This is a genomic window from Streptomyces sp. NBC_01485, from assembly GCF_036227125.1.
Taxonomy (GTDB): domain Bacteria; phylum Actinomycetota; class Actinomycetes; order Streptomycetales; family Streptomycetaceae; genus Streptomyces.
The window spans coordinates 7,652,143-7,674,962 of the sequence record NZ_CP109435.1; the positions used below are offsets into that span (position 1 = coordinate 7,652,143).

General features: G+C 71.0%; 17 protein-coding genes and 2 pseudogenes. 10 read left to right on the plus strand and 9 right to left on the minus strand.

Annotation, left to right across the window (positions count from 1 at the left end; translation table 11 throughout):
- Positions 1 to 2: 2 nt before the first annotated feature.
- The 3 genes from OG352_RS33775 to OG352_RS33785 all read left to right on the plus strand — a co-directional run bounded on the left by OG352_RS33775 (position 3) and on the right by OG352_RS33785 (position 3,940).
- Positions 3 to 1,325, plus strand: a complete 1,323-nt coding sequence (locus OG352_RS33775; protein ID WP_329222180.1) for an NAD(P)/FAD-dependent oxidoreductase — start codon at positions 3 to 5, stop codon at positions 1,323 to 1,325.
- An 87-nt stretch (positions 1,326 to 1,412) separates the two neighbouring features.
- On the plus strand, positions 1,413 to 2,900 hold the full coding sequence (locus OG352_RS33780; RefSeq protein WP_329222181.1) for a cytochrome ubiquinol oxidase subunit I: 1,488 nt from the start codon (positions 1,413 to 1,415) through the stop codon (positions 2,898 to 2,900).
- On the plus strand, positions 2,900 to 3,940 hold the full coding sequence (locus tag OG352_RS33785) for a cytochrome d ubiquinol oxidase subunit II (protein WP_329222183.1): 1,041 nt from the start codon (positions 2,900 to 2,902) through the stop codon (positions 3,938 to 3,940). The genes OG352_RS33780 and OG352_RS33785 overlap by 1 nt, the downstream gene beginning before the upstream one ends.
- A gap of 11 nt (positions 3,941 to 3,951) precedes the next feature.
- Here the strand turns inward: OG352_RS33785 and OG352_RS33790 are convergent, their stop codons facing one another.
- The 4 genes from OG352_RS33790 to OG352_RS33805 all read right to left on the minus strand — a co-directional run bounded on the left by OG352_RS33790 (position 3,952) and on the right by OG352_RS33805 (position 8,932).
- Entirely contained in the window at positions 3,952 to 5,532 is a 1,581-nt protein-coding gene (locus OG352_RS33790; RefSeq protein ID WP_329222184.1) for a GMC family oxidoreductase, read from the minus strand.
- A gap of 119 nt (positions 5,533 to 5,651) precedes the next feature.
- Positions 5,652 to 6,137: a gluconokinase gene (locus OG352_RS33795; RefSeq protein WP_329222185.1), complete on the minus strand. Its 486-nt coding sequence runs from the start codon at positions 6,135 to 6,137 to the stop codon at positions 5,652 to 5,654.
- A 26-nt stretch (positions 6,138 to 6,163) separates the two neighbouring features.
- A complete protein-coding gene (locus tag OG352_RS33800; RefSeq protein WP_329222186.1) occupies positions 6,164 to 7,108 on the minus strand; it encodes a cyclase family protein in 945 nt (314 codons plus the stop codon).
- Positions 7,109 to 7,111: 3 nt separating this feature from the next.
- A complete protein-coding gene (locus tag OG352_RS33805) occupies positions 7,112 to 8,932 on the minus strand; it encodes a glycoside hydrolase family 15 protein (RefSeq protein ID WP_329222187.1) in 1,821 nt (606 codons plus the stop codon).
- A 397-nt stretch (positions 8,933 to 9,329) separates the two neighbouring features.
- On the opposite strand from OG352_RS33805, the gene OG352_RS33810 reads away from it, so the two are divergent.
- The 4 genes and pseudogenes from OG352_RS33810 to OG352_RS33825 all read left to right on the plus strand — a co-directional run bounded on the left by OG352_RS33810 (position 9,330) and on the right by OG352_RS33825 (position 12,311).
- A complete protein-coding gene (locus OG352_RS33810) occupies positions 9,330 to 10,271 on the plus strand; it encodes a DUF389 domain-containing protein (RefSeq protein ID WP_329222188.1) in 942 nt (313 codons plus the stop codon).
- Positions 10,268 to 10,781 (plus strand): annotated as a pseudogene (locus tag OG352_RS33815) (cation:proton antiporter domain-containing protein); the annotation flags it as partial. The gene OG352_RS33810 and the pseudogene OG352_RS33815, both read left to right, overlap by 4 nt.
- 280 nt (positions 10,782 to 11,061) lie before the next feature.
- Complete coding sequence (locus OG352_RS33820) at positions 11,062 to 11,682, plus strand: hypothetical protein (RefSeq protein ID WP_329224053.1); 621 nt, start codon at positions 11,062 to 11,064, stop codon at positions 11,680 to 11,682.
- 194 nt (positions 11,683 to 11,876) lie between these two features.
- Positions 11,877 to 12,311: a DUF7144 family membrane protein gene (locus tag OG352_RS33825; RefSeq protein WP_329222190.1), complete on the plus strand. Its 435-nt coding sequence runs from the start codon at positions 11,877 to 11,879 to the stop codon at positions 12,309 to 12,311.
- 229 nt (positions 12,312 to 12,540) lie between these two features.
- Here OG352_RS33825 and OG352_RS33830 read toward each other — a convergent pair whose 3' ends face one another.
- The 4 genes from OG352_RS33830 to OG352_RS33845 all read right to left on the minus strand — a co-directional run bounded on the left by OG352_RS33830 (position 12,541) and on the right by OG352_RS33845 (position 16,993).
- Positions 12,541 to 13,098, minus strand: coding sequence for a hypothetical protein (locus tag OG352_RS33830; RefSeq protein WP_329222191.1), 558 nt, complete (start codon positions 13,096 to 13,098; stop codon positions 12,541 to 12,543).
- A 64-nt stretch (positions 13,099 to 13,162) separates the two neighbouring features.
- Positions 13,163 to 14,620, minus strand: coding sequence for a ricin-type beta-trefoil lectin domain protein (locus OG352_RS33835; protein WP_329222193.1), 1,458 nt, complete (start codon positions 14,618 to 14,620; stop codon positions 13,163 to 13,165).
- 110 nt (positions 14,621 to 14,730) lie between these two features.
- Entirely contained in the window at positions 14,731 to 16,203 is a 1,473-nt protein-coding gene (locus tag OG352_RS33840; RefSeq protein ID WP_329222195.1) for an APC family permease, read from the minus strand.
- A gap of 55 nt (positions 16,204 to 16,258) precedes the next feature.
- The gene (locus tag OG352_RS33845) at positions 16,259 to 16,993 is read right to left on the minus strand and encodes a FadR/GntR family transcriptional regulator (protein ID WP_329222196.1); all 735 of its coding nucleotides are present in this window, start codon (positions 16,991 to 16,993) and stop codon (positions 16,259 to 16,261) included.
- A 275-nt stretch (positions 16,994 to 17,268) separates the two neighbouring features.
- On the opposite strand from OG352_RS33845, the gene OG352_RS33850 reads away from it, so the two are divergent.
- Both OG352_RS33850 and OG352_RS33855 read left to right on the plus strand, forming a co-directional pair.
- Positions 17,269 to 18,708 (plus strand): amino acid permease, encoded by a 1,440-nt coding sequence (locus OG352_RS33850; protein WP_329222197.1) that lies wholly within the window; start codon positions 17,269 to 17,271, stop codon positions 18,706 to 18,708.
- 86 nt (positions 18,709 to 18,794) lie between these two features.
- Positions 18,795 to 18,979: pseudogene (locus OG352_RS33855) on the plus strand (hypothetical protein); the annotation flags it as partial.
- Between the two features lie 27 nt (positions 18,980 to 19,006).
- On the opposite strand, the gene OG352_RS33860 reads toward OG352_RS33855, so the two are convergent.
- The gene (locus OG352_RS33860) at positions 19,007 to 19,942 is read right to left on the minus strand and encodes an aminoglycoside phosphotransferase family protein (protein WP_329222199.1); all 936 of its coding nucleotides are present in this window, start codon (positions 19,940 to 19,942) and stop codon (positions 19,007 to 19,009) included.
- 192 nt (positions 19,943 to 20,134) lie between these two features.
- On the opposite strand from OG352_RS33860, the gene OG352_RS33865 reads away from it, so the two are divergent.
- Positions 20,135 to 22,702, plus strand: coding sequence for a sensor histidine kinase (locus OG352_RS33865; protein ID WP_329222201.1), 2,568 nt, complete (start codon positions 20,135 to 20,137; stop codon positions 22,700 to 22,702).
- Positions 22,703 to 22,820 lie beyond the last annotated feature (118 nt).

A 22,820-nucleotide genomic window follows, 5' to 3' on the forward strand; every position in this document is an offset into this window, starting at 1 on the left:
CGATGCAGGATCACGTCACGCCCCGCCGGGTGGTGATCCTCGGCGGAGGGTTCGCGGGGCTGTTCGCCGCCCGTGCCCTGCGGAAGTCACCGGTCGCGGTGACCGTGGTCGACCGCCGCGCCCACCACCTCTTCCAACCGCTGCTGTACCAGTGCGCCTCCGGGATCCTGTCCGAGGGGCAGATCGCGCAACCGCTTCGCGCGGTCCTGCGGCGCCACCACAACGTGCGCTGCGTGCTGGCCGAAGCCACCGACGTGGACGCGGGCGCCCGGCTGGTCCACGCCCGGCGGCCCGACGGCGCAGCCCTCGCGCTGCCGTACGACGATCTGATCGTCGCGGTGGGCATGCGCCAGTCCTACTTCGGGCACGACGAGTTCGCCGCGCACGCCCCCGGCATGAAGACCCTGGACGACGCGCTGGACATCCGCCGACGGATCTACCGGGCGTTCGAGATGGCCGAGACGGCCGCGGACGAACGGGAGCGGCGGCAGTGGCTCACCTTCGCACTCGTCGGCGGTGGGCCGACCGGTGTCGAACTCGCGGGACAGATCCGGGAGATCGCCGGCCACACGCTCGACCGGGAGTTTCAGCGGATCGATTCCGCCAAGGCCCGGGTGCTGCTCTTCGAGGGGTCCGACGCGGTGCTGGGCGCGTTCGGCCCGCGACTGGCCCACCGCGCGGCCCGGACCCTGCAGGATCTCGGAGTGGAACTCCACCTGGGCACGATGGTCACCGACCTCGACGCGCACGGCCTGACCGTACGAGACCATGACGGCGCGACGACCCGCTTCGACGCGCGCACCGTGCTGTGGACGGCGGGCGTCGAGGCGCCGCCGATCGCCGCCGCGCTGGCCCGGGCGACCGGCGCCGAACAGGACCGGGCCGGACGCATCCTCGTCGAACCCGACCTCACCGTCCCCGGCCATCCGGAGATCCGCGTCACGGGTGACGTGATGAGTCTGAACCGGCTGCCGGGACTGGCCGAGGTCGCCATGCAGTCGGGCGCGTACGCCGGCCGGAGTGTGCGCCACGTCGTCGAGGGCAGGACGAAGAAGCCGAAGCCCTTCAGATACGTGGATCTCGGCAGCGCCGCCTACATCTCCCGCGGCCGGGCCGTCGTCAAGGCCGGTCCGCTGCATCTGTCGGGCTTCACCGGCTGGCTCGCCTGGCTCTTCATCCACCTGGCCTTCCTCACCGGCTTCCGCAGCAGGCTGGGAGCGGTGCTCAGCTGGTCCGTCGCCTTCGCCACGGGCTCGCGCCGCGAGCGCGCCTTCACCATGCCCGACGCCGACGCGCCGACGGCCCAGGCACCCCCGTCGCCCTGAGGAGCGCCCCGGCCGCACCCCCTCCACGTCCCTCCCTCCTCAGCCCCGCCCCCCTCCCTCCCCGCAGGGCAGACCATCGAGGCGCACATGCTCAGCACCGCCGTCCTTGTGGCGAACAGCACCCCGGCCCAACTCCTGCCGGCCCGAGAGCTGATGGCCTTCACCCTGGCCTCGCACATCCTGCTGGTTCCGTTCGGTGTGGCACTGCCGTTCATCACTCTGCTGATGCACCACCGGGCGCTGCGTCGCAATGACCCGGTCGCCCTCACACTCGCCCGGCGCTGGTCGGCGGTGATGGCCGTGCAGTTCGCCATCGGCGTCGTCACCGGCACCGTGCTGTCCTTCGAGTTCGGCCTGCTGTGGCCCGGCATGATGGGCCGCTGGGGAGACGTCTTCGGCCTCGGGTTCGGCATCGAGGCGTGGGCGTTCTTCCTGGAGGCCGTCCTGATCGCGATCTACCTCTACGGCTGGCGCCGGCTCAAGCCCTGGACCCACTTCTGGCTCGCCGTACCGCTGCCGCTGGCCGCCCTGATGGGGGCGTTCGGCATCATCGCGGCCAACTCCTGGATGAACACCCCCCAGGGGTTCAGCCTCGACGCCCAGGGCAAGCCGATCCACGTCGACGTGCGACAGGCGATCTTCACCCCGATGTTCGGCCCGGAGTACTGGCACTTCGTGGTCGCGATGCTCCTGACCGCCGGGTACGTGGTCGCCGGCGTGTACGCGGTCGGCTGGCTGCGCGGCCGCCGCGACCGCTACCACCGGCTCGGCTTCACCGTGCCGTTCACGGTCGCCGCGGTCCTCACGCCGGTCCAGTTCATGCTCGGCGACTCCGCCGCGCGCGCCGTCTTCCACAAGCAGCCGATCAAGTTCGCCGCCACGGAGATCGTCTGGAAGACCGACACCCACGTACCGGAGTACATGTTCGGGCGGCTGCATCCCGACGGGACGATCTCCGGCGGCCTCAAGATCCCCCAACTGGACTCGATCCTCGCCGGATTCAGCCCCGACACCAAGGTGACGGGCCTGTCGTCGGTCGCCGCGAGCGACCGCCCGACGGCGACTCAGGCCACCATCGCCCACTGGGCCTTCGACATCATGGTCACCGTCGGCAGCCTGTTGATCCTGCTCGCGCTCTGGTACGCCTGGTCCTGGTGGCGACACCGGGACAACCCGCGCGGCCGCTGGTTCTACCGCTGCGCCGCGCTCGCGGGAGCCGCCTGCCTGGTCACCGTGGAGTGCGGCTGGATCACCACGGAGGTCGGCCGCCAGCCCTGGATCGTCTACCAGCACATGCGGGTCTCGGAGGCGGTGACCGACACGCGCGCCGGATCGCTGTGGGCGATGCTCGGCATCGTCGTCGTCGTGTACGTGACCGTCTTCGGCGCGTTCCTCGCGGTCGTCCTGAAGATGCGCACCCGCTGGCGCATCGCCGACGAGGGCACGGCCGCCGCGCGCGCCGAACTCCCCCCGGAGACCGACACCCCGTACGGGCCCAGAAGCGAGCCCGAGCCCGCGGCCGCCCAGGCCGCGCCCGGCGGCGGGTCCGACCACACCCCTGGCGGTGCGTCGTGATGGCCGACTTCATCGCATGGGTGCTGGTGCTCGCGATCGCCGCCTACGCCTGCGCCGGAGGCACCGACTACGGCGCGGGCTTCTGGGACCTCATGGCCGGCGGCGCGGAGCGCGGCAAGCGGCCCCGCTGGCTCGTCGACCACGCCATGGCGCCGGTCTGGGAGGTCAACAACGTCTGGTTGATCTTCGTTCTGGTCATCATGTGGACCGGCTTCCCGACGATGTTCCAGGCCGTCTTCTCCGCGATGTGGCTGCCGCTCGCCCTCGCCGCCGTCGGCCTGGTGCTGCGCGGCGCCGGGTTCGCCCTGCGCAAGCCGTCCCGCCGCCTGGCCCAACGGCGGATCTACGGCGCGGTGTTCGCCGTCTCGTCACTGGTGACGCCGTTCTTCCTCGGAACGGTGCTCGGCGGCATCGCCTCCGGCCGGGTCGAGGTCGGCACGACCGCCTCCGCGGACGCCTGGGCCAACGGCACCTCCGTCCTCGTAGGGCTGCTGGCCATCGCCGCCACCGCCTTCCTCGGCGCGGTGTTCCTCTGTTCCGACGCCCTGCGGTTCGGCGCGCACGATCTCGTCGACTACTTCCGCCTGCGGGCGCTGATCGCCTTCGGCGCCGTCGTGGTCCTCGCGCTCATCGGCCTGCCCGTCACCCACGACGACGCCCGGTACGTCTGGGACGGCCTCACCGGGGGCTGGGGGCTGGCGCTGGTCGTCCTGGCCGCGGTCTGCGGTCTGGCCACGGTGCTGCTTCTGCTGCGCCGGTCCCACGGCTGGTCCCGCTACTCCTCGGTGGCGAGCGTCGCCCTGGTCGTCGGCGCCTGGGGCTTCGCGCAGCGCCCCTACGCGCTGCCCACCTCGCTGACGGTGGCCGAAGCGGCCGGCGCCGCGCACACCCTGCGCTGGCTGATGATCGTCACCGGCATCGCGATCGTGCTGGTCGGTCCGGCGCTGGTGCTGCTCTACCGGCTCGACACCATGGGTGAGCTGGAGGAGCTCACCGACGCCGACACACGGGCCGCCAGAACACCCGGCGACAACCTGTAGCGACGTCCCCGTCAGCCCAGGCGGGCGGCGATGTGGTCGCCGACCCGCAGGGCGTTGGCGATGGCGGTCAGGGACGGGTTCACCGCGCCGATGCTGGGGAAGAAGCTGGTGTCCACGACGTAGAGGTTGTCGAGGTCGTGGGCCTTGCAGTTGACGTCGAGGGCCGAACTGCGCGGGTCGTCGCCGAACCGCACGGTGCCGGCCTGGTGCGCGGTGGCTCCGATCGGCATGCCTTTGTGCAGGTAGATGCTGTGATCCAGCAGATGGTGCTCGTGCATGCCCAGGTGCCCGAGCATCCCCCGCAGCTTGTGCTGGAGGCGCTTCAACCCGGCCACGTTGTTCTTCTCGTCGAGCGCCAGGTGGATGGCGTCGTCCTGGTCGAGGGTGACGCGGCTCCCGGGCAGCGGAAGATCCTCGCCGCACAGCCAGAAGTCGACGGCGTGGTGCGCCAGTACCTCGAAGGGCATGTCGGGCGTGACGGCGCCGGCCCAGCGCGGCGCCTCGCCGTGGATCTGGTCGGCGTCCGACTTGCCGAGCATCTGGATGCCGCCGAGCGGATACTCCCAGTCGTCCGCGCCCAGGTACCAGTCGTTCAGCGCCAGGGTCTTCTGGAACCTGGTGGGGTTCGGTTCCTTCGACACCGCCATCAGCGCCAGGTTGTTGTGCCGCATGTAGTGGCGTCCCACCACGTCCGAGCTGTTGGCCAGCCCGCCGGGGTGCTTGTCGTTGGCCGAACGCAGCAGCAGGACGGCGGAGTTGACCGCGCCGGCCGCGACCACCACGATGTCGGCGCTGAACCCCTCGGTCACTCCGTTCCGGAGCTCGGCGACGACTCTGGTGACGGTGCGTCCGGTCGGGTCGGTCTCCAGGCGGCGCACGTTGGCGTCGGTCACCATCGTGACGTTGTCGTACCTGAGCGCCGGGTCGACGCAGATCACCTGCGCGTCGGACTTCGCGCCCACCAGGCAGGGGAAGCCGTCGACCCGGTCGCAGCGGATGCAGACGCTGTCATGGGCGGCCCGGCCGTGCTCGTCCTGGGTGAGGTTCACGCCGATCGGCAGGTGGAACGGGTGCAGCCCGGCCTTCCCCAGATCGTCGCTGAGCTGCTGGATGCGCGCCTCGTGCTCGACCGGCGGGTAGGCGTACTGCGCGCTGGTCGGCCCTCCGGTGGGGTCCTCGCCGTGCCGGCCGTGCACCAGGTAGAGGTGCTCGGCCTGGGTGTAGTACGGCTCCAGGTCCTCGTAGCGGATCGGCCAGGCAGGGGAGATGCCGTCGTGGTGGCGCAGTTCGCCGAAGTCCTCGGGCCGGAGGCGGAAGAGCGCGGCGCCGTAGAACTTGGTGTTGCCCCCGACGTAGTAGTTGACCTCCGGGGGGAACTCGTTGCCGTGCTTGTCGTACCAGAACTCGGGGGCGCGGTACTTGCCCTTGACGAAGACGGCGGTGGAGTCCCAGTTGTCCCGCTCGCGTGGCAGGTAGCCGCCGCGTTCCAGGATCAGGACCCGTTTGCCGGTGGGGGCCAGCCGGTGGGCGAGCGTACCGCCGCCCGCTCCCGTACCGATGACGATGACGTCGTAGTGCTGATCGTCGGTCATGAGAGGGTCCCGTTCCAGGAGTCGTACAGTCGGAACATTCGGCACCGATTACCAAGCTATCGGGTGGGCCGGGTGGCTGCGACCCGGCGGAGTCGAACGGGCGTGCGGCCACCGTGCGGTCACCTCGTGTTCCGTACGGCGTGCACCGCCTGGTCGACGATGGTCCGCGGGTCGGCCACCGCGGCGACGGTCAGGCCGGGCTCGTCCGGCCGCAGCGGTTCGAGGGCGGCGTACTGGGAGTCCACCAGCCGGGCGGGCATGAAGTGGTCCACACGGCCCGCGACCCGCCGGTCGGCCGTCGCGCGGTCGAGCGCCAGATACAGGAACCACGCGCCCGCGCCCGCCCTGCGCAACAGATCCCGGTACTCGCGCTTGAGGGCCGAGCACGCCACCACCCCGCCCCGGCCGGTGTCGGTCGCCTCCCGGATCCATTCGGCGACGGACAGCAGCCACGGCCGCCTGTCCTCGTCGTCGAGCGGGTGACCCGCGGCCATCTTGGCGCGGTTCGCGGCCGGGTGGACGTCGTCCGCCTCCAGGAAGGGCACCCTGAGCCGCCGCGCGAGCAGCGGTCCCACAGTCGACTTGCCCGATCCCGAGACCCCCATGACCACCACGACCGTGGGCGCCGGGGTCACAGGACGGCGATCGGGTTGACCGGCGAGCCGGTGGCGTCCGGCAGTCTCAGCGGGGCGATCACGCAGAGGAACGACCAGCGTCCCTCCGCCTCGCAGACCGGGGCCAGGTCCTCGAACTGCAGGTAGTCCAGCAGGTGAAGGCCCATCGCGTGGACCGCCAGCACGTGCACGGGGAAGTCGACGCCCTCGGTGGAACTCGGGGCGGTGTCGTTGTTCCCGTCGCCGCCGAGCACGGCGACCCGCCGGTCCGCGAGGAACTCCAGCGCCGACGGGTGGAGCCCGGCGCGCTCACGTGCCGCGTGCCACGCCCCGAGTTCGGCGCGGCGCCGACGGTGACCGACCCGGACGAACAGGAGGTCGCCCTCTCCGACGCGGAGGCGCTGGGCGCTCTCGGCCGCGGTGAGGTCGTCGGCGCTCACGTGATCACCCGGTTCGAGCCAGGACACGCCGCGCAGCCGCGGGACGTCCAGCAGCACGCCCCGTCCGACGATCCCGTCGCGCGCCGCCTCGACGGAGAGCGCCGTGGCCCCGCCCGCCGTGACGCTGCTCGCGGACACGTCGCCGTGCAGTGTGCCGTCGTAGATCACGTGACACAGGGCGTCGAGGTGGCTGTCGGCGTCGCCGTGCACGTTCATCGCGAAGCTGTCGAGCGCGAAGTGGAGCCCGCTGGAGGTGTCTTCCTCCGGCCGCCCGCTCATCCGGTGCTTCGCGGGCTCCGGGTTGTCCGGGCCGGGCCGCGTCTCCACCGGGGCGGCGAGCGTGACCGTCCGGCCGGTCCGCACCTCGCGGGTGGCGGCCAGCACCCGGGCGGGAGTGAGCGCGTCCAGCGCGCCCCGCTCACCCGCGGCCCAGGCGGCGCGCGAGCGCAGGCGCCGGTACAGCGCGCCGAACTCGTCCTCGGTCAGCGGCGGCGGTCCTGCCGGACGGGCATGCGTGACCATGGGTCAGCGCCCCTCCTCCGCGTCGAGCGCCTGATCGAGGGTGGTGGCCGCCATGATGAGCGACAGATGGGTGAACGCCTGCGGGAAGTTGCCCAGTTGCTCCCCGCTGGGGCCGATCTCCTCGGCGAAGAGCCCGACGTGGTTGGCGTAGGTCTGCATCTTCTCGAAGGTGTAGCGGGCCTGGGGCAGCCGCCCGGCCCGGGCCAGCGCGTCGACGTAGAGGAAGGTGCACAGACTGAAGGTGCCCTCGGAACCGCGCAGCCCGTCCGGCGACGCGGCGGGGTCGTAGCGGTAGACGAGGCTGTCGGAGACGAGCTTGCGGTCCATCGCGTCGAGCGTGGAGAGCCAGGCCGGGTCCTTCGGGGCGATGAAGCCGACCCTCGGCATGAGCAGCAGGGAGGCGTCCAGGACGTCGCCGCCGTAGTGCTGGACGAAGGCGCCCTCCTGGTCGCTCCAGCCCCGTTCCATGATCTGTTCGAGGATGGAGTCCCTGGCGCCGCGCCACTTCTCCAGGTCGGCCGGCCTGCGGAAGTGGTCGGCCAGGCGCAGCGCGTGGTCGAAGGCGACCCAGGACATGACCCGGCTGTAGGTGAAGTCCTGACGGCCGCCGCGGGTTTCCCAGATGCCCTCGTCCGGCCGGTCCCAGGCTTCGGCGAACCAGTCGAGCGCCCTGGTCAGTGTCTTCCAGCCCCGGTAGGTGGCCTGCTGCGCGATCTCCCGGCCCTGCGACAACGCGTAGACGGCCTCGCCGTAGATGTCCAACTGGAGTTGGCCGGCGGCGCCGTTGCCGATGCGGACGGGGGAGGAGCCTCGGTAGCCCTCGAAGTGTTCGAGTGTCTCCTCGGGCAGGTCGGGGTTGCCGTCCACCCGGTACATCGTCTGGAGCGGCTCTTCCTCCTTGCCCTCGCGCTCCTGCAGCCTTTCGATCAGCCAGTGGAGGAAGGCGGTGGCCTCCTCGGCGAAGCCGAGGTCCATCATGGCGCGCACGGACAGCGCGCTGTCGCGTACCCAGGTGAACCGGTAGTCCCAGTTGCGTTCTCCGCCGACCTGCTCCGGCAGGCCCATGGTGGCCGCCGCGATGAGGGCGCCGGTGGGGGCGTAGGTGAGGAGCTTGAGGGTGATGACCGAGCGGTGCACCAGCTCGGGCCAGCGGCCCCGGTAGCGGGACTGACGCAGCCACTGCTGCCAGAAGAGGCCGGTGTTCTCGACCTGTGCGGTGACGTCTTCGACCGTGAGGGGCGCCGGTGCCTCACCGCCGGACGCGCAGACGGTGAACACGGCGCCGCCGGACTCGCCGGCGCTCAGCGTCACCCTGCCGCGTACGTCCTGGCCGTCCCGCTCCAGCGGGAAGGAGGTCTGCAGGTGCGCGTCCATCCCCGGGGACCGGAACAGGCCGGTGTTCTCGCCGAGTTCCAGCCGGTGCTCGGCCCGGCCGTAGTCGAAGCGCGGCCGGCACTCGAACGTGAAGTCGACGGTCCCCCGCACGCAACGCACCACGCGGATCAGGGTGTGACGGTCGCTGGCGGTGCGGGTCCGGTCCGGAGGCATGCAGTCGACCACCTCGCCCACCCCGTCCGGTGACATGAACCGGGTCACCAGAATGGCCGTGTCGGGGTAGTAGAGCTGCTTGCAGGACGCCTCGGGGTGCTCGGGGGCCAGCAGCATGTATCCGCCGCCGTCATGGTCGAGCAGGGCGGCGAAGATGCTGGGCGAGTCGAACCGGGGTGCGGCGAACCAGTCCACGACACCCTGCGACGAGACGAGCGCGGCGGTCTGCAGGTCGCCCACCAGGCCGTGTTCGGCGATGGGTGGGTAGCGGTCCATGGCTGCTCCGAGTTCTCGGAAAACGCCCCCTGCGTCCACTATCGGCCACTCGGGTGACCCTTGCGCGTCGGAAGCGACCGGCGACCGCCCGCCCACGGCGGCCGGTGACGGCAGCCCCCCGGCCGGCACCAGCACCCTTTCGGCGCAACGGGGACGTGTCGCAGGCCCGCCGCGGTCATGGGGCAGCGGCGGGCGGCCGAAGCGACCGGGGGCGCCGGAGCCGAAGCAGCCGGGGGCGCCGGTGCAGAGCACCGCACCCGGCTTGCCGTCCCCCGCCCGTCGGGCGTTACTGACCGGAGTCGGTCGGTCACAGTCGGGGGAGGCTCGGCGCTCGGGCACCGTGGCGCGCCTCGACAGCGCCTCGGCGGGTCCGTCGGCCGAGCGATGGAGGTGGTGCATGGAGATGATCCACGTCCGACTGGTGAGCCCCCCTGATCTCACCCCCCGGGCGGTCGGGCTGCTGACCGACGACCGCTATGTCTTCAACCTGGTCGTGTTTCCCGAACTGGCGCACAACCCCGACGGCGACGCGATCGAGTGCGACATCCTGGCCGGTGCGGCCAACGCCGTGCTGCGCGGTCTGCGCGAGCTGGAACTCGACCGCCGCGGATCCATCGTCATCGAGCCGGTCGAGATGGCCTTCTCCGGCACCGCGGCCGCGGCGGAGCGCCAGCAACTCGGAGCGCTCGCACACGCGCCGGTCTGGGAGGAGGTGGAGGCGCGCATCCGCGCCGAGGGCACCTATCTGCCGAGCTTCTACGTCTACCTGGTCATCGCGGGCGTCATCGGGGCGGTGGGCATCATCACCAACTCCCAGATCCTGATCGTCGCGGCGATGGTCGTAGGACCGGAGTACGGCGCCATCACCAGCGTCGCGCTGGGCATCGACCGCGGCAACGGCACCAGGGTCCGGCAGGGCCTGTTCGCCCTGACCGTGGGATTCCTGCTGGCCGTCCTGGTGACCTTCCTGTTCTCGTGGGCGATCCGGGGCCTCGACTTCCAGCCCGAGGCGTTCGACCTGGGCTTCAGGCCGGTCTCCACGCTGATCGACGCCCCCAACGTCTTCTCCGTCGTCGTCGCGGTGCTGGCCGGAATCGTCGGGATCATGTCCCTGACCCAGGCCAGGACGAGCGCACTGCTCGGCGTCTTCATCTCGGTCACCACCATCCCCGCCGCCGCCGACATCGGCGTCTCCTGCGCGTTCTCCAGTTGGAGCGAGGCGCGCGGATCCCTGGTCCAACTCCTGCTCAACATCGTGCTGCTGATCCTGGTGGGCGTACTGATGATCAGATTCCAACGGGCTGTCTGGCGGCGCATCGGCCGTCGTACCCACCCGTGACGACGGACCAGGTGCTCATCGGCGTCGGCCTGATCCTGGTCATGGCCGTCGGATCGCAGGTCCTGGCCGGCCGCCTGCGCGTCCCCGCCCTCATCGTCCTGCTGCCGGTCGGCTTCGCCGCCGGCGCGCTGATCGACGACGTCGACCCCGAGCGGCTGCTCGGAGCGGCGTTCTCCCCGCTCGTGTCGCTGGCCGTCGCCGTGATCCTCTACGACGCGGGCCTCGGGCTGGACCTGGCGCGGCTGAAGGGCCACACCCGCCGCGTCGTCGTCCGGCTGATCTGGATCGGCGTCCTGATCACCGGGCTGCTCGGCACGCTCCTCGCCGTGCCGCTGCTGGGCATGTCCCCACGGGCGGCCCGTCATGACCGGCGCGATCCTCGTGGTCTCGGGGCCGACGGTCGTCGGACCGCTGCTCGGCTTCGTGCGACCGAAGGACCGGCTCCAGCGCATCCTGATCTGGGAAGGCTCCCTCATCGACCCGGTCGGCGGCGTCTCGACCTCCGTCGTTCCCGGCGGGCTGCGTCGTACCTGGACCGCGACTCACCCGGCCGCCCGACTCACCGGTGTCCGCGCACGTCACGTCACCCGCATGGACAGTCCCGGTGGCACGTCGACGTACACCGGTGCTTGCTGGTCTTACGCCGCCCGCCGGGCGTGCGCGCGGGCCGCACCGGACGGGGGAACACAGGACCGTCATCGGACGAGGCACACCGGCCGGGAGAGGAAGCGGAAGACCGCCCATGGAAAGGAAGCTTCAGGCGCTGCGCACGCCACGAGCCGCAGGAGTGGTGGGGGTCGCCTTCGCCCTGCTGCTCGCCGCGGCCATCGTTCTGATCCGCGTGGCGGTACCGGACGAGCCCGGGAACATGGGCAGCGACTGGGTCACCGACCCCTCGCGCCGGGGTACCGTGCAGACGGCCCTCAACCTCATTCCCTTCGCGGGCATCTTCTTCCTGTGGTTCATGGGCGCTGTGCGCGCACGCATCGGAGAGGCGGAGGACCAGTTCTTCGCCATGGTCTTCCTGGGCAGCGGTCTGCTGTTCGTGGCGACTCTCTTCGGGGCCGCGGCGGCGGCCGGCGGCCTCCTGGTCACGGCCGATGTGTCCAAGGCCGGCTCCACGCTGCAAGGGTGGCCCTTCGGCCGTCACGTCACCTACAGCCTCCTGACGACCTACGCGATGCGCATGGCCGCGGTGTTCACCTTCACGACCTCCACCGTCGGGCATCGGCTCGGAGTCCTTCCGCGCTGGCTTGCCTTCCTCGGCTATCTCGTCGCTCTGACGCTGCTTCTCCTGACGCGCAGCATCGCCTGGTCCGAACTGGTCTTCCCCATGTGGGTACTTGTCGTCAGCCTGCACATTCTCGTGGCCAGTTTCCGCCCGGGACCCGGACCTGCCGGTGCGTCCTGATCGTGCGTCCTGATCGGTGCTCAGGAATCGAGGATCCTGCGTTTCCCGGCGGAGGTACGAATTACCGGCGCACTCCGCCCCTCGCCGCGCGAATGGCGGTGTTCTGCCGGTCTGTGATTCTCGTGGCAAGCTGATATGAGGGTGACCGGGCCGCGGCCACACCAGTGGCGACGTCTACGTGGGAGGAGCCCGATATGGCTACGACTGGAATGCACCACGAACACAGAACAGGGAGCAGCGGCGAAGGCGCGTGGGTGACCGGCTGGACCGGATTCGCCGGCGTCATGATGATCTTCGGCGGGCTGATGGCGATATTCCAAGGAATTGCCGCCATCGCCCAGGACGACGTCTTCGTCGTCACCCGCGACTACGCCTACAACTTCAACCTGACGAGCTGGGGCTGGATCCACCTCTCCCTCGGCGTCCTGGTGGTCCTCGCGGGCGCCGCCGTGTTCCGCGGAATGCTGTGGGCCCGGGTGGTCGGCATCGCTCTGGCCGGCCTGTCGATGATCGCCAACTTCATGTGGCTGCCGTACCAGCCCGTCTGGGCCATCGTGCTGATCGCCGTCGACGCCTTCGTCATCTGGGCGCTGTGCGTCGGAAAGGGCCGGGAGGCTCGCACCGATTAGTCGACGGCGCGTACCGGTCCATCGAATTCCATTTCATCACCGGGCCGAAATCGCCGTACCTCGGCGGTCAGTGGTGATCATGTCGGTCGCCTTCACGATCCGCGAGTTCCCGGACCCTGGTGGCATCCGCGATCCGGCATCGCAGAACCGCGCCTGAGCAGTTCCCGATTTCCTCGGTGCGTCACCGCCGCACGAATCCGGCGGTGACGCACCGCTGTTCATGACCTTCTCAGTACGGTGCCATCACGAGATCGCCGATCACCCGCAACCCGACCTGCGCCGCCAGCCATGGAGCGCGTTCGGCCTCGATCTGCTTGACGTGGACGAAAACCGTGTGATCGGCCGCGGGCTCCTCCAGATCGAGGTCGCGGACATTCACGCACATCGTCACGAACGCGCCCCTGGTACCCCCCGCATCGAGGCCGACTTCAGGGGCCTCGGGCCAGCACGCGAAGTCCCACCTCACCGTGGCCGGGCTGTCGCCCACCGCCTCGAGGAACGGCTGCACGGTCTCCACCGGCATGGCCCAGCCCCGCAGCCGGATGGGCAGGTGTGCCGACGGATCGTCCCCCTTCCTCGACGAGCCGTCCCTGTCCCCGTCCACCCACCATTCGGCGTCCGGCAACACGACCAGCGCGGCCGAAAGGACGTGCGTCGACGAGATCCGCACGTCGAAATCGACTTCGAGATCACTGAGATCGGCGATACCGAGCAACCGCTCGACAACGGACAGCCCGTCCGAGAGGTCGTTCGTCCTCAGGACGGGTTGCGCGTAGGAGTTGGACATGGCGACCATGGTGCCACCGGGCGCTTCTCAACCACACCGGCGGCGACCGCCGTGGCGCTCCTGGTCATCGGAGTGTCCAGGTCTGGTTGTCCCTCCCGTTGCATTCCCAGAGGACCGCCCCCGTTCCGCTCGCGCCCCCGAAGATGTCGACGCACTTCTGGGATTGATCAGCCATCAGCCGGGTGCCGGCGAGGTGGAACCGCTGGCCGGCGTCGCCGTCGCAGCCGGCGAGTTGGATCTCGGTCCGGTCGTCGGTCGCCCCTCCGGCCAGTGTCATGCATTTCCCCGATGACCGGAGGGTCCCACCCGGTCCGGTCCGCCATCGCTGCGCCGCGGAGCCGTCGCACGTGGCCTGGAACAGTTGCAGTCCCTCGGTCCCGGCGCCGCTGCTCAGGCACTTCCCCGAGGCGGCGACCGCCAGAGCACGGCCGACCGGGGCGACCGATGTGCCGGATCCGCTCTCCGTGGACGTGTCCTTGTCCTCGGATTCCGGCTCGGAGTCGTCCTGCGCGGCTTTTGACGCCGACTGCGATGGGGCGGGCGTCGGCGACGCGGTGCCGGAACTCGCGGCGTGTGACGAGGCGGCCGGGGATGTCGCGGGTGCGGGCGTGTCCGTGGGCTGCGGCGTGCGGTCGTCGGCCGCGAGCGGGCCGCCCGACGCCGTGGCCTTGGCGCCGTTGTTGTGCGTGGGCATGGTGATCAGCACAGCGATCGCGATCAGCAGCGCCGTGGCGACGGCTGCGGCAAGCACAACCGGCTTCTTCGAACGGGCCGGGGACCGCTGCGTCCGCAGTTCGGTCGTAGCGGGCTGCGGACGTTCCGCGGGTCGCCCGGCAGCGGGTGCCTCGTCCGTTCCGCGGCCCGAGTTCAGCCCCGCCCCCGACTCCGACGCCGCCCCCGACTCCGCCCCCGACTCCGACCCCGACCCCGACTCCGACGCCGACCCCGACTCCGACGCCGACGCCGACCCCGACTCCGACCCCGACCCTGACTCCGACGCCGCCCCCCACGCCGCCCCCGACCCCGGCTTCGTCACCGGAGCCGGAGCGTTGTCGGCCGTCGTACGGGCGGCGGGCGCCACGGCGGAAGAGCCCGCTTCGCCTGCCGGTGCTCGCAGCATGCGCTCGGCGTCCTCGGCCGAAAGCCGCTCGGCCGGTTTGGCGGCGAGCAGGCCCTGGATCAGCGGGGTGAGCGGCCCGGCGCCTCGCACCTCGGGAGGCGGCTCCATGGCGATGGCGTACATCGTCTGCGCCACCGTGCTCCGGAGAAACGGCGAGCGGCCCTCGACCGCCTGGAAGAGCGTTGCCCCCAGCGCCCACAGGTCGGCCTCCGGACCCGGCGCGCCGCCGACGAGGCGCTCGGGAGCCATGAAGTCGACCGACCCCACGAGTTGGCCGGTACGGGTGAGGTGACTCCTCCCCCCGGATAAATCCGGGGGGCTTCTCCTGTCGGCGGCTAGGCCACGTCGGGAAGGACCAGCCCGGCCCTGACAACGGCGGGCGGAGGCCGGACCGCTCGACACCGGCTGCTCCGCGAGAGTCCGCCCGGATCGGGGCGCGGCGGATTCCCCCTCACGACGTCTGCTCAGAGCGGGGCCACTTCAGGCACATCGGCCGCCCGGACCCGGACGGCTCACTCCGCGTCGGCGACGACCGAGCCCACCCGCTCGGCCAGGCCGGGGTCACGGCGGACCAGGAGGGTCGCGTAGCCGACGGCCGCGACCAGGGTGGCCAGGGCCGCGTACGGGAACCAGTTGTAGGGGGCGGGCTGGCCGGGCTTGGCGAGGTAGTAGAGCGGAACCAGGATGGCGAGGGTACCGATCGCGGGCAGCACGAGGTGCCGGACGGTCCGGAACTCCTGTGGGCGGTATCTGCGGTAGTACAGCGGCAGGGCGATGTTGGACGCGAGGTAGACCAGCAGGATCAGGATGGTGCCCAGGCTCGAGGACTCCGTGAAGAAGACCACGGGGTTCATCGAACCGTCGTCGGACCCGAGCAGATGGCCCAGCCCCCAGCCTCCGATGATCAGCAGCGCGGTGGCGGCGAAGGTGACGATCGCGTTGTTCGGCGTACGACGGGTGGGGTGGACGTAGCCGAAGAAGGACGGCAGCAGCCCTTCGCGGCCGGCGTTGAACACCAGGCGGGCCTGGGAGTTGATGCCCGCGATGAGTACGCCCAGGGTCGAGGTCAGGCCGCCGACGTAGGCGAGGAGCGCCAGCGCGCCGAGCGTGTGGTGGGCGACGTCGATGAAGGGGATCCGGGAGGCGCCGAGCCGTTCCACGTCGTAGCCGAAACCGGTCACCGTGGCGTAGGAGAAGAGGATGTAGCTCACCGTCATGATCGCGATGGAGGAGAACACGGCGCGGCCGACGTTGCGCCGTGGGTTCTCCGTCTCCTCCGCGAGTGCCGCCGAGTTCTCCCAGCCGATGAACAGGTACACCGCCAGCGGGAAGCCGGCCGCCAGCCCCTTGAGGCCGTGGGTGAGGTGGCTGGGCAGGAACGGGGTGGCGGAGAGGTCGCCGCGGTGCTCGACGATCGTCGCGACCGACACCACGACGAGCACCAGCATCTCCACGCCGAAGAAGTAGCCGGCCCACTTGGTGGAGACCACGATGCCGCGCAGCATCAGCACCACCGACAGCCCGGTCAGCAGCAGCGTCCAGATGATCCACGGCAGGTCCACGCCCGTGTAGTGGTCCAGGGTGATCTGCACGAAGCCGCCCGAGATCGCGATCACCGAGGCCATCGCGATGATGTAGCCCAGTCCGGCCAGCAGCGCCGTGGTCACCGCGCTGACCGGCCCGAACGTCCGGCCGACGAAGGTGGTGAAGCTGCCCGCCGAGGGGTGCGCCCGGGAGAACTCGGCCAGCGTGTTGCCGAGCAGCGCGACCGCCACCCCTGCCGCCACGATGGTCAGCGGGGACGCCACCCCCGCGGTGGTGGCCAGGAAGGCGAAGCCGAAGAAGAAACTCATCGCCGGGCCGACGTTGGCCATCGTGGCGGCGGCGATGTCCGCCATGCCGAGGACGCCGCCGCGCAGCCGCTGGGGCGCGCCGACGGGGGGGCCCGACGTCGACGACGGGCCGACAGCTCCGGGGTCCGGCATGGCGACAACTCCTTCTGCGGGGTGGCGACACGGGGAAGGGAGGGAAAAGAGGAGATCAGTGCAGGCCGGCGTGCCGGTGTGCCTTCACCGCGTGTACCGCCGGGTCCATCGCGCCGCAGGTGAGCTCGTCGAGCAGGTCGGCGTGGCAGCGGTTGCGGGCTCGTACGACCGCGGGGTCCGGCGAGGGCCCCAGCAGGCACTGCCGGCCGAGCAGGTCGGCCGCGAACTCACGGATCCCGGCGCCGCCGAGGGCCTCCGCGAGGCCGAGGTGGAAGCGGGTCTCCAGCTCGAGCAGCCGGGCCGGATCCTCGACCAGGTCCATCTCCTCGACCAGCGCCCGCAGTCCGTTGAGCCGCCCGTCCGGGACCTCGCCGGTGTTGTGCGCCACGAGACCGCATTCGAGCAGCAGATGGAAGGATTCCAACGCGGCCGCCTCGTCGGCGTCGTGCAGTACGGCGACGACCGTGTCCCAGTCGGCGGCGACGAAGGTCCCGCCCGCCCGGCCCCGACGGCGGTCGAGCAGGCCGTCCTGGCACATGGCCTCCAGCGCGCGGCGCACGGTGATCTCACTGATCCCCAGTTCCTCGGCGAGGACGCCCGCGTCCGGCAGCCGGTCTCCCGGCGCCACGGACTTCAGACGCACCCGCAGGGCGATCCTGGACCGGACGAGCTCCGCTCCCGTGGGCCCCCGGCCTGCCAGGACGCGGGTGTCCCATGCCCCGCCGACCGGCGCGGACCGCGCGGGCACCGGCTGGTTGTAGGGACCGAACTTGCCCGCTGCATTCACCACGAAGCCACCCTAACGGCCTGTCGAGCGCGGGCCGGGCCCACGGCGACGGCATCCGCACGGAGGGTTCTCGCGACCGTGCCGCGGTGTGATGCATGGGGCTCCCCAGGGGACCGGAACACGGGGACGACACGGCGGCAGCCACGGGGGACGGAAGACGCCGTGCGCACTGCACGAAAAATAGAGCAGGGTGAACAGTTAAACAAGTCTTGTTCTTTTAGATCGCACTGAACTAATTTCCAGGGGCCCTGGTCCGCACTCCCTCCATGGATGTCGAGATGACCACAACCGTCCCCAAAAGCCCTCCCGCGGAGCCCGAGTCCGGCCTGCAGGCCGGACTGAAGAGCCGCCATCTGTCGATGATCGCGATCGGCGGTGTCATCGGCGCCGGCCTGTTCGTCGGCTCCGGCTCCGGCATCGCCGCCGCCGGTCCCGGCATCCTGATCTCGTACGCCCTCGTCGGCGTCCTGGTCGTCCTCGTGATGCGCATGCTCGGTGAGATGGCCGCGGCCAACCCCACCTCCGGCTCGTTCTCCGCCTACGCCGACCGCGCGCTGGGCCGGTGGGCCGGCTTCACCATCGGCTGGCTGTACTGGTTCTTCTGGGTCGTGGTGCTCGCAGTCGAGGCGACCGCCGGGGCCAAGATCCTGGCCGGCTGGATGCCGGCGGTCCCGCAGTGGGGCTGGGCCCTGATCGTCATGCTCGTCCTCACCGCCACCAACCTGGCCTCGGTGAGCTCCTACGGTGAGTTCGAGTTCTGGTTCGCCGGCATCAAGGTCGTCGCGATCGCCGCGTTCATCGTGGTCGGCGGCCTTGCCATCTTCGGCCTGCTGCCCGGCTCGGACCACCCGGCGAGCGGCTTCTCCAACCTCACGGCGCACGGCGGCTTCCTGCCGAACGGACCCGGAGCGATCCTCACCGGCGTCCTGATGGTGGTCTTCTCCTTCATGGGCAGCGAGATCGTCACGCTGGCGGCGGGTGAGACCGCGGACCCGCAGGCCGCCGTCACCAAGGCCACCAACAGCGTCATCTGGCGGATCGCCGTGTTCTACCTGGGCTCGATCCTGATCGTGGTCTCGCTGTTGCGCTGGGACGACCCGGCCATCCTCAAGGACGGCTCGTACGTCGCCGCGCTCAGCTCCGTCGGCATCCCGCACGCCGGCCAGATCATGAACACCATCGTGCTGACCTCGGTGCTCTCCTGCCTCAACTCCGGCCTGTACACCGCCTCCCGCATGGCCTTCTCTCTCGGCCGCCGCAGCGACGCCCCGGCCGCGTTCGGTCGGACGACGGACCGTGGCGTCCCGCGCTCGGCCATCCTCGCCTCGGTCGTCTTCGGCTTCGTCGCGGTCGCCTTCAACTACCTGTGGCCGGACACCGTCTTCCAGTTCCTGCTCAACGCCTCCGGAGCGATCGCCCTGTTCGTCTGGCTGGTGATCTGCTTCTCCCAGCTGCGGATGCGCAAGATCATCGAGCGGGAGTCGCCGGAGAAGCTGGTCGTCCGGATGTGGCTCTACCCCTACCTGACCTGGGCCACCATCGCCCTCATCACCTTCGTCCTGGGATACATGCTCACCGACACGGCTGACGGCGGAGGCCGCGACCAGGTCGTCCTCTCCACCCTGCTGGCCGTGGCCGTGGTGGTCTTCGCCGTGGTCCGCCAGCGCCGGGCCGCCCGGAACGGGACACACACGCCAGACCGCGTCACGGCGTCCTAGGAGGAAGGAGCACCTTCCGCCCCGCCCCCGCGGTGGTGGCATGAGCCTCCCCGGCCATGGCACCACCGCGGCGTCGCTTCCGCGGAGTGCGAAACCGGCAGGACGTCCTCGATCTCGTCGTGGAGAGGGGATGGAAGTGCCCGTACTCCGCAGGAGAGGCAGTGCTTCCGGTGCCTGGGGCGGAGCGGCTGTGCTGTCCCGACCGGCGGATGCTGAGCGGCCTGACCTGCGTGTCTGGCTGACTGCCGATGTGCCGGCGGTCTTCCGTTTCTCTTCAGTGTCCGGCACACCCGCCCCCTCAGTTCGCAGCCTGGGACCGGGCGGGCAGGTCGCGCGAAGAGCCGTCGGCCAGGATGCGCTCCAGGGATCGTCGGCCCATCCGACTCATGACCGGGTTGCTGTCGACGTAATACCAGACCAACCCCATCGCCTGAACGAAAGCCCACGCCTTGCCCCGCTCCCGTTGAAGGCCGCCGCAACCCAGGTGATCGAGGAGCACCTCGCGCGGCCCGGCCTCCAGCAGATGCCACGCGCTCACGAGATCCAGCGACGGGTCCGCCGGCCCGAAGCCGCCGACGTCGAGAATCCCGGCAAGACGGCCGTCGGACACGAGCACGTTGCCAGGAATCAGGTCACTGTGGGCCATGACGTCCTCAGTCGCGCCTCGCGGGAGATCGCGCAAAGTCGCCCAGATACGGCGGAGCCGAGGAACGTCCAGGAGCTGCCCACTGTGCCTGAAACAGGTCTCCATCCAGGCGTCATGGGTTCGCAGGTCGCCTCCTCGACCTGTGCCGGCGAACGTGCGGCCACGCGTGTCGATCGCGCGTAGGTCGCCGATGAGATCGGCCAGGTCGCGGGCGAACGCCACCGATTCGCCCGGGTCCTCGTCGTCGGCCACGGTCCCCGGCAGCCACGTCTGCACCGACCACGGAAGCGGGTAGCCCGCCCCGGATTCACCGAGTGCGACCAGCTCGGGCGTGGGGAAACGCGTGCGCCCTGCCAGCTCGCGAGCCGCTTCCGCTTCGGCCTTCAGCCGGCGCCGTGTCGGCTCGACGTCTGCGGGTTCAAGAGGGAAGCGAGCTGCGAACCCATCGCCGATGCGGAAGACGGCGTTGACCGTACCCTGTGCAGCGATGCTCCTGACGGGCAGGCTCTGCCACTCAGGAAACTGCTGATCCACCAACATGCGCACCGTCTGAGGCGACACCGTCAGCTGGTTGGCGTGCATCTGCATGGCGGAAGCTTCCGCGTCACCCTAGTGACTCCTGTCCGTCCCCAGGGATGTCAAGACGGCGTCAAGGTCCCCGTGATCGGTGCCAAGGAAGCGCTAACAACCGCCCCGCCCGGTCGCCGGAAGCGTTTCGGTGGAGAGAAGCAACCCGCCTCCCGAGGGAGTTGAGCCAGTGAGCGGAGCGCGTCGGCGGCGATGAGTGGTGACGTACGGCCCGGACGGCTGAAGGTCTACCTGGGGGCGGCCCCGGGGGTGGGCAAGACCTACCGGATGCTCGACGAGGGGCGGCGGCGGGCTGCCCGCGGCGCGGATGTCGTGGTCGGCCTCGCCGAGTGCCACGGCCGGCCGCGCACCGAGGCCATGCTGGACGGCCTGGAGGTCGTCCCCCGTGCCCGCTGTGTCCACCGTGGCGGCGAGTTCGAGGAGATGGACCTCACGGCGGTGCTGGCCCGCCGCCCGCAGGTGGCGATCGTCGACGAGTTCGCCCACAGCAACGTCCCCGGTGACGGCCGCAACGCCAAGCGCTGGCAGGACATCGAGGCGCTGCTCGCCGCCGGCGTCGACGTCGTGACGGCGCTGAACATCCAGCATCTGGCCTCCCTCAACGACGTGGTGGAGAAGATCACCGGGGTGCCGCAGCACGAGACGGTGCCCGACGACGTCGTCCGGCGGGCCCATCAGGTCGAGCTGGTGGACATGCCCCCGGAGGGCCTGCGGCGCCGTATGGCCCACGGCAACGTCTACGCGCCCGAGAAGGTCGACGCGGCCCTCGCGAACTACTTCCGGCCGGGCAATCTGACCGCGCTGCGGCAACTGGCCCTGCTGTGGGTCGCGGACCGGGTCGACGCGGCGCTCCAGACCTACCGCGCCGAGCACTCCATCGGCGGCGTGTGGGAGACCCGGGAGCGGGTGGTCGTCGCGCTGACGGGCGGGCCGGAGGGGGACACGCTCGTCCGGCGGGCCGCCCGCATCGCCGCCCGGTCGGCCGGGGGCGATCTGCTGGCCGTGCACGTGGCCCGCAGCGACGGCCTGGCCGCCGGTGTCTCGCACGCCTCGCTGGCCCGGCAGCGGCGGCTGGTGGAGGACCTCGGGGGCAGCTACCACTCCGTCGTCGGGGACGGCATCGCCACCGCACTGGTGGAGTTCGCCCGTGCCGAGAACGCCACCCAGCTGGTGCTGGGCACCAGCCGCCGGGGCCGCCTGGAGCGGTTCCTGACCGGACCCGGCACGGGGGAGACCGTGACCGAGCTGTCCGGGGACATCGACGTCCACCGGGTCACCCACGAGCGCGCCGGGCGCGGCTCCCTGCTGCCGTCCCGCCGCCGTACCCTGTCCACCGCCCGACTGATCGCGGGGCCGGTGGCGGGGCTGGTGCTGCCGGTGCTGCTGACGGCCGTCCTCGCCCAGGTGCGGGGCACGGTGAACCTGACGAGCGAGGCGCTGCTGTTCCTGCTCGCGGTGGTGGGGGTGGCCTGCATAGGAGGGGTCGCTTCGGCGCTGATCGCGTCGGTGACGGCGTCCCTGCTGCTGAACTACTGGTTCATCCCGCCCATCGGCGCGTTCACACTCGAGGATCCCAACGCGCTTCTCGCGCTGGGGGTGTTCGCGGTGGTGGCCGTCACGGTGGCCGCCGTCGTCGACCGCTCGCTGCGGCTGTCCCGCCGCTCGGCCCGGGCCACCGCGGAGGCCGAGACCATGTCGTCGCTGGCCGGCAGCATCGTGCGCGGTGGCGCGACCATCCCGGCCCTGCTGGAACGGACCCGCGAGACCTTCGGCATGGACTCGGCGGAACTCGTCGACGAACCTCCCGATGCCGAACCGCCCGATGCCGAACCGCCCAACTCCCAACCTCCCGATGCCGAACCGCCCGACGCCGAGGGCGCCACCGCCGTGCCGGCCGGTCCCGGCGCGTATCTGCTGCTGCGGGGGCGGACGCTGTCGTCCTCCGAGCGGCGCGTGCTCGCCGCGTTCGCCGCGCACGTGGGGTCGGCCGTCGAGCGGGCCCGGCTGGCCGAGGCGGCGGCCGAGGTGGAGCCCGTGAAGGCCGCCGACCGGATGCGTACGGCGCTGCTGCGGGCCGTCGGGCACGACCTGCGCACCCCGCTCGCCGCGGGCTGGGCGGCCGTCACCTCGCTGCGCAGCCGGGACGTGGAGTTCACCCCGGAGGACCGCGACGAACTCCTCGCCACCGCCGACGAGTCCATGGCCAAGCTCAGCCGCCTGGTCGAGAACCTCCTCGACCTCAGCCGCCTGGAGGCCGGCGTCCTCCCGCTGAACCTGCGGGCCACGACCCTGGAGGAGGTGCTCCCGATGGCGCTCGCGGACGTGCCGGCGGCCGAGGCGCGGGACATGGAGCGGATCCCGGCGGTGCTGGCCGATGCGCCGCTGCTGGAGCGCGTCGTCGCCAACCTGGTCGGCAACGCGGCCCGGCACACGCCGCCCGGGCAGAAGGTGATGGTCACCGCCAGCGCCCTGGCGGGACGCGTGGAACTGCGGGTCGTCGACCGGGGGCCCGGCCTTCCCACCGACGGCCGGGAGCGGCTCTTCGAGCCGTTCCAGCGGCTCGGGGACACCGACAACACCACCGGTCTCGGCTTGGGCCTCGCCCTCGCCCGGGGCCTGACCGAGGCGATGAACGGGACCCTCACTCCCGAGGACACCCCGGGCGGCGGCCTGACGATGGTCGTGTCGCTGCCCTGCGCGGAACAGGCCGGCACGACGCGGCCGGCGCAGAACCCGCACCCCATGGTGCGCGGGGCGTAGAAGGAGCCTGATAAGCACCGGAACCGGAACCGGAACCGGAACCGGAAGCGGCAGATGGCGGATGCCGCGCCGTACGGGCGGCGCCGGCGCAGCGCACCGTGTCCCGCACGTCGCGCGC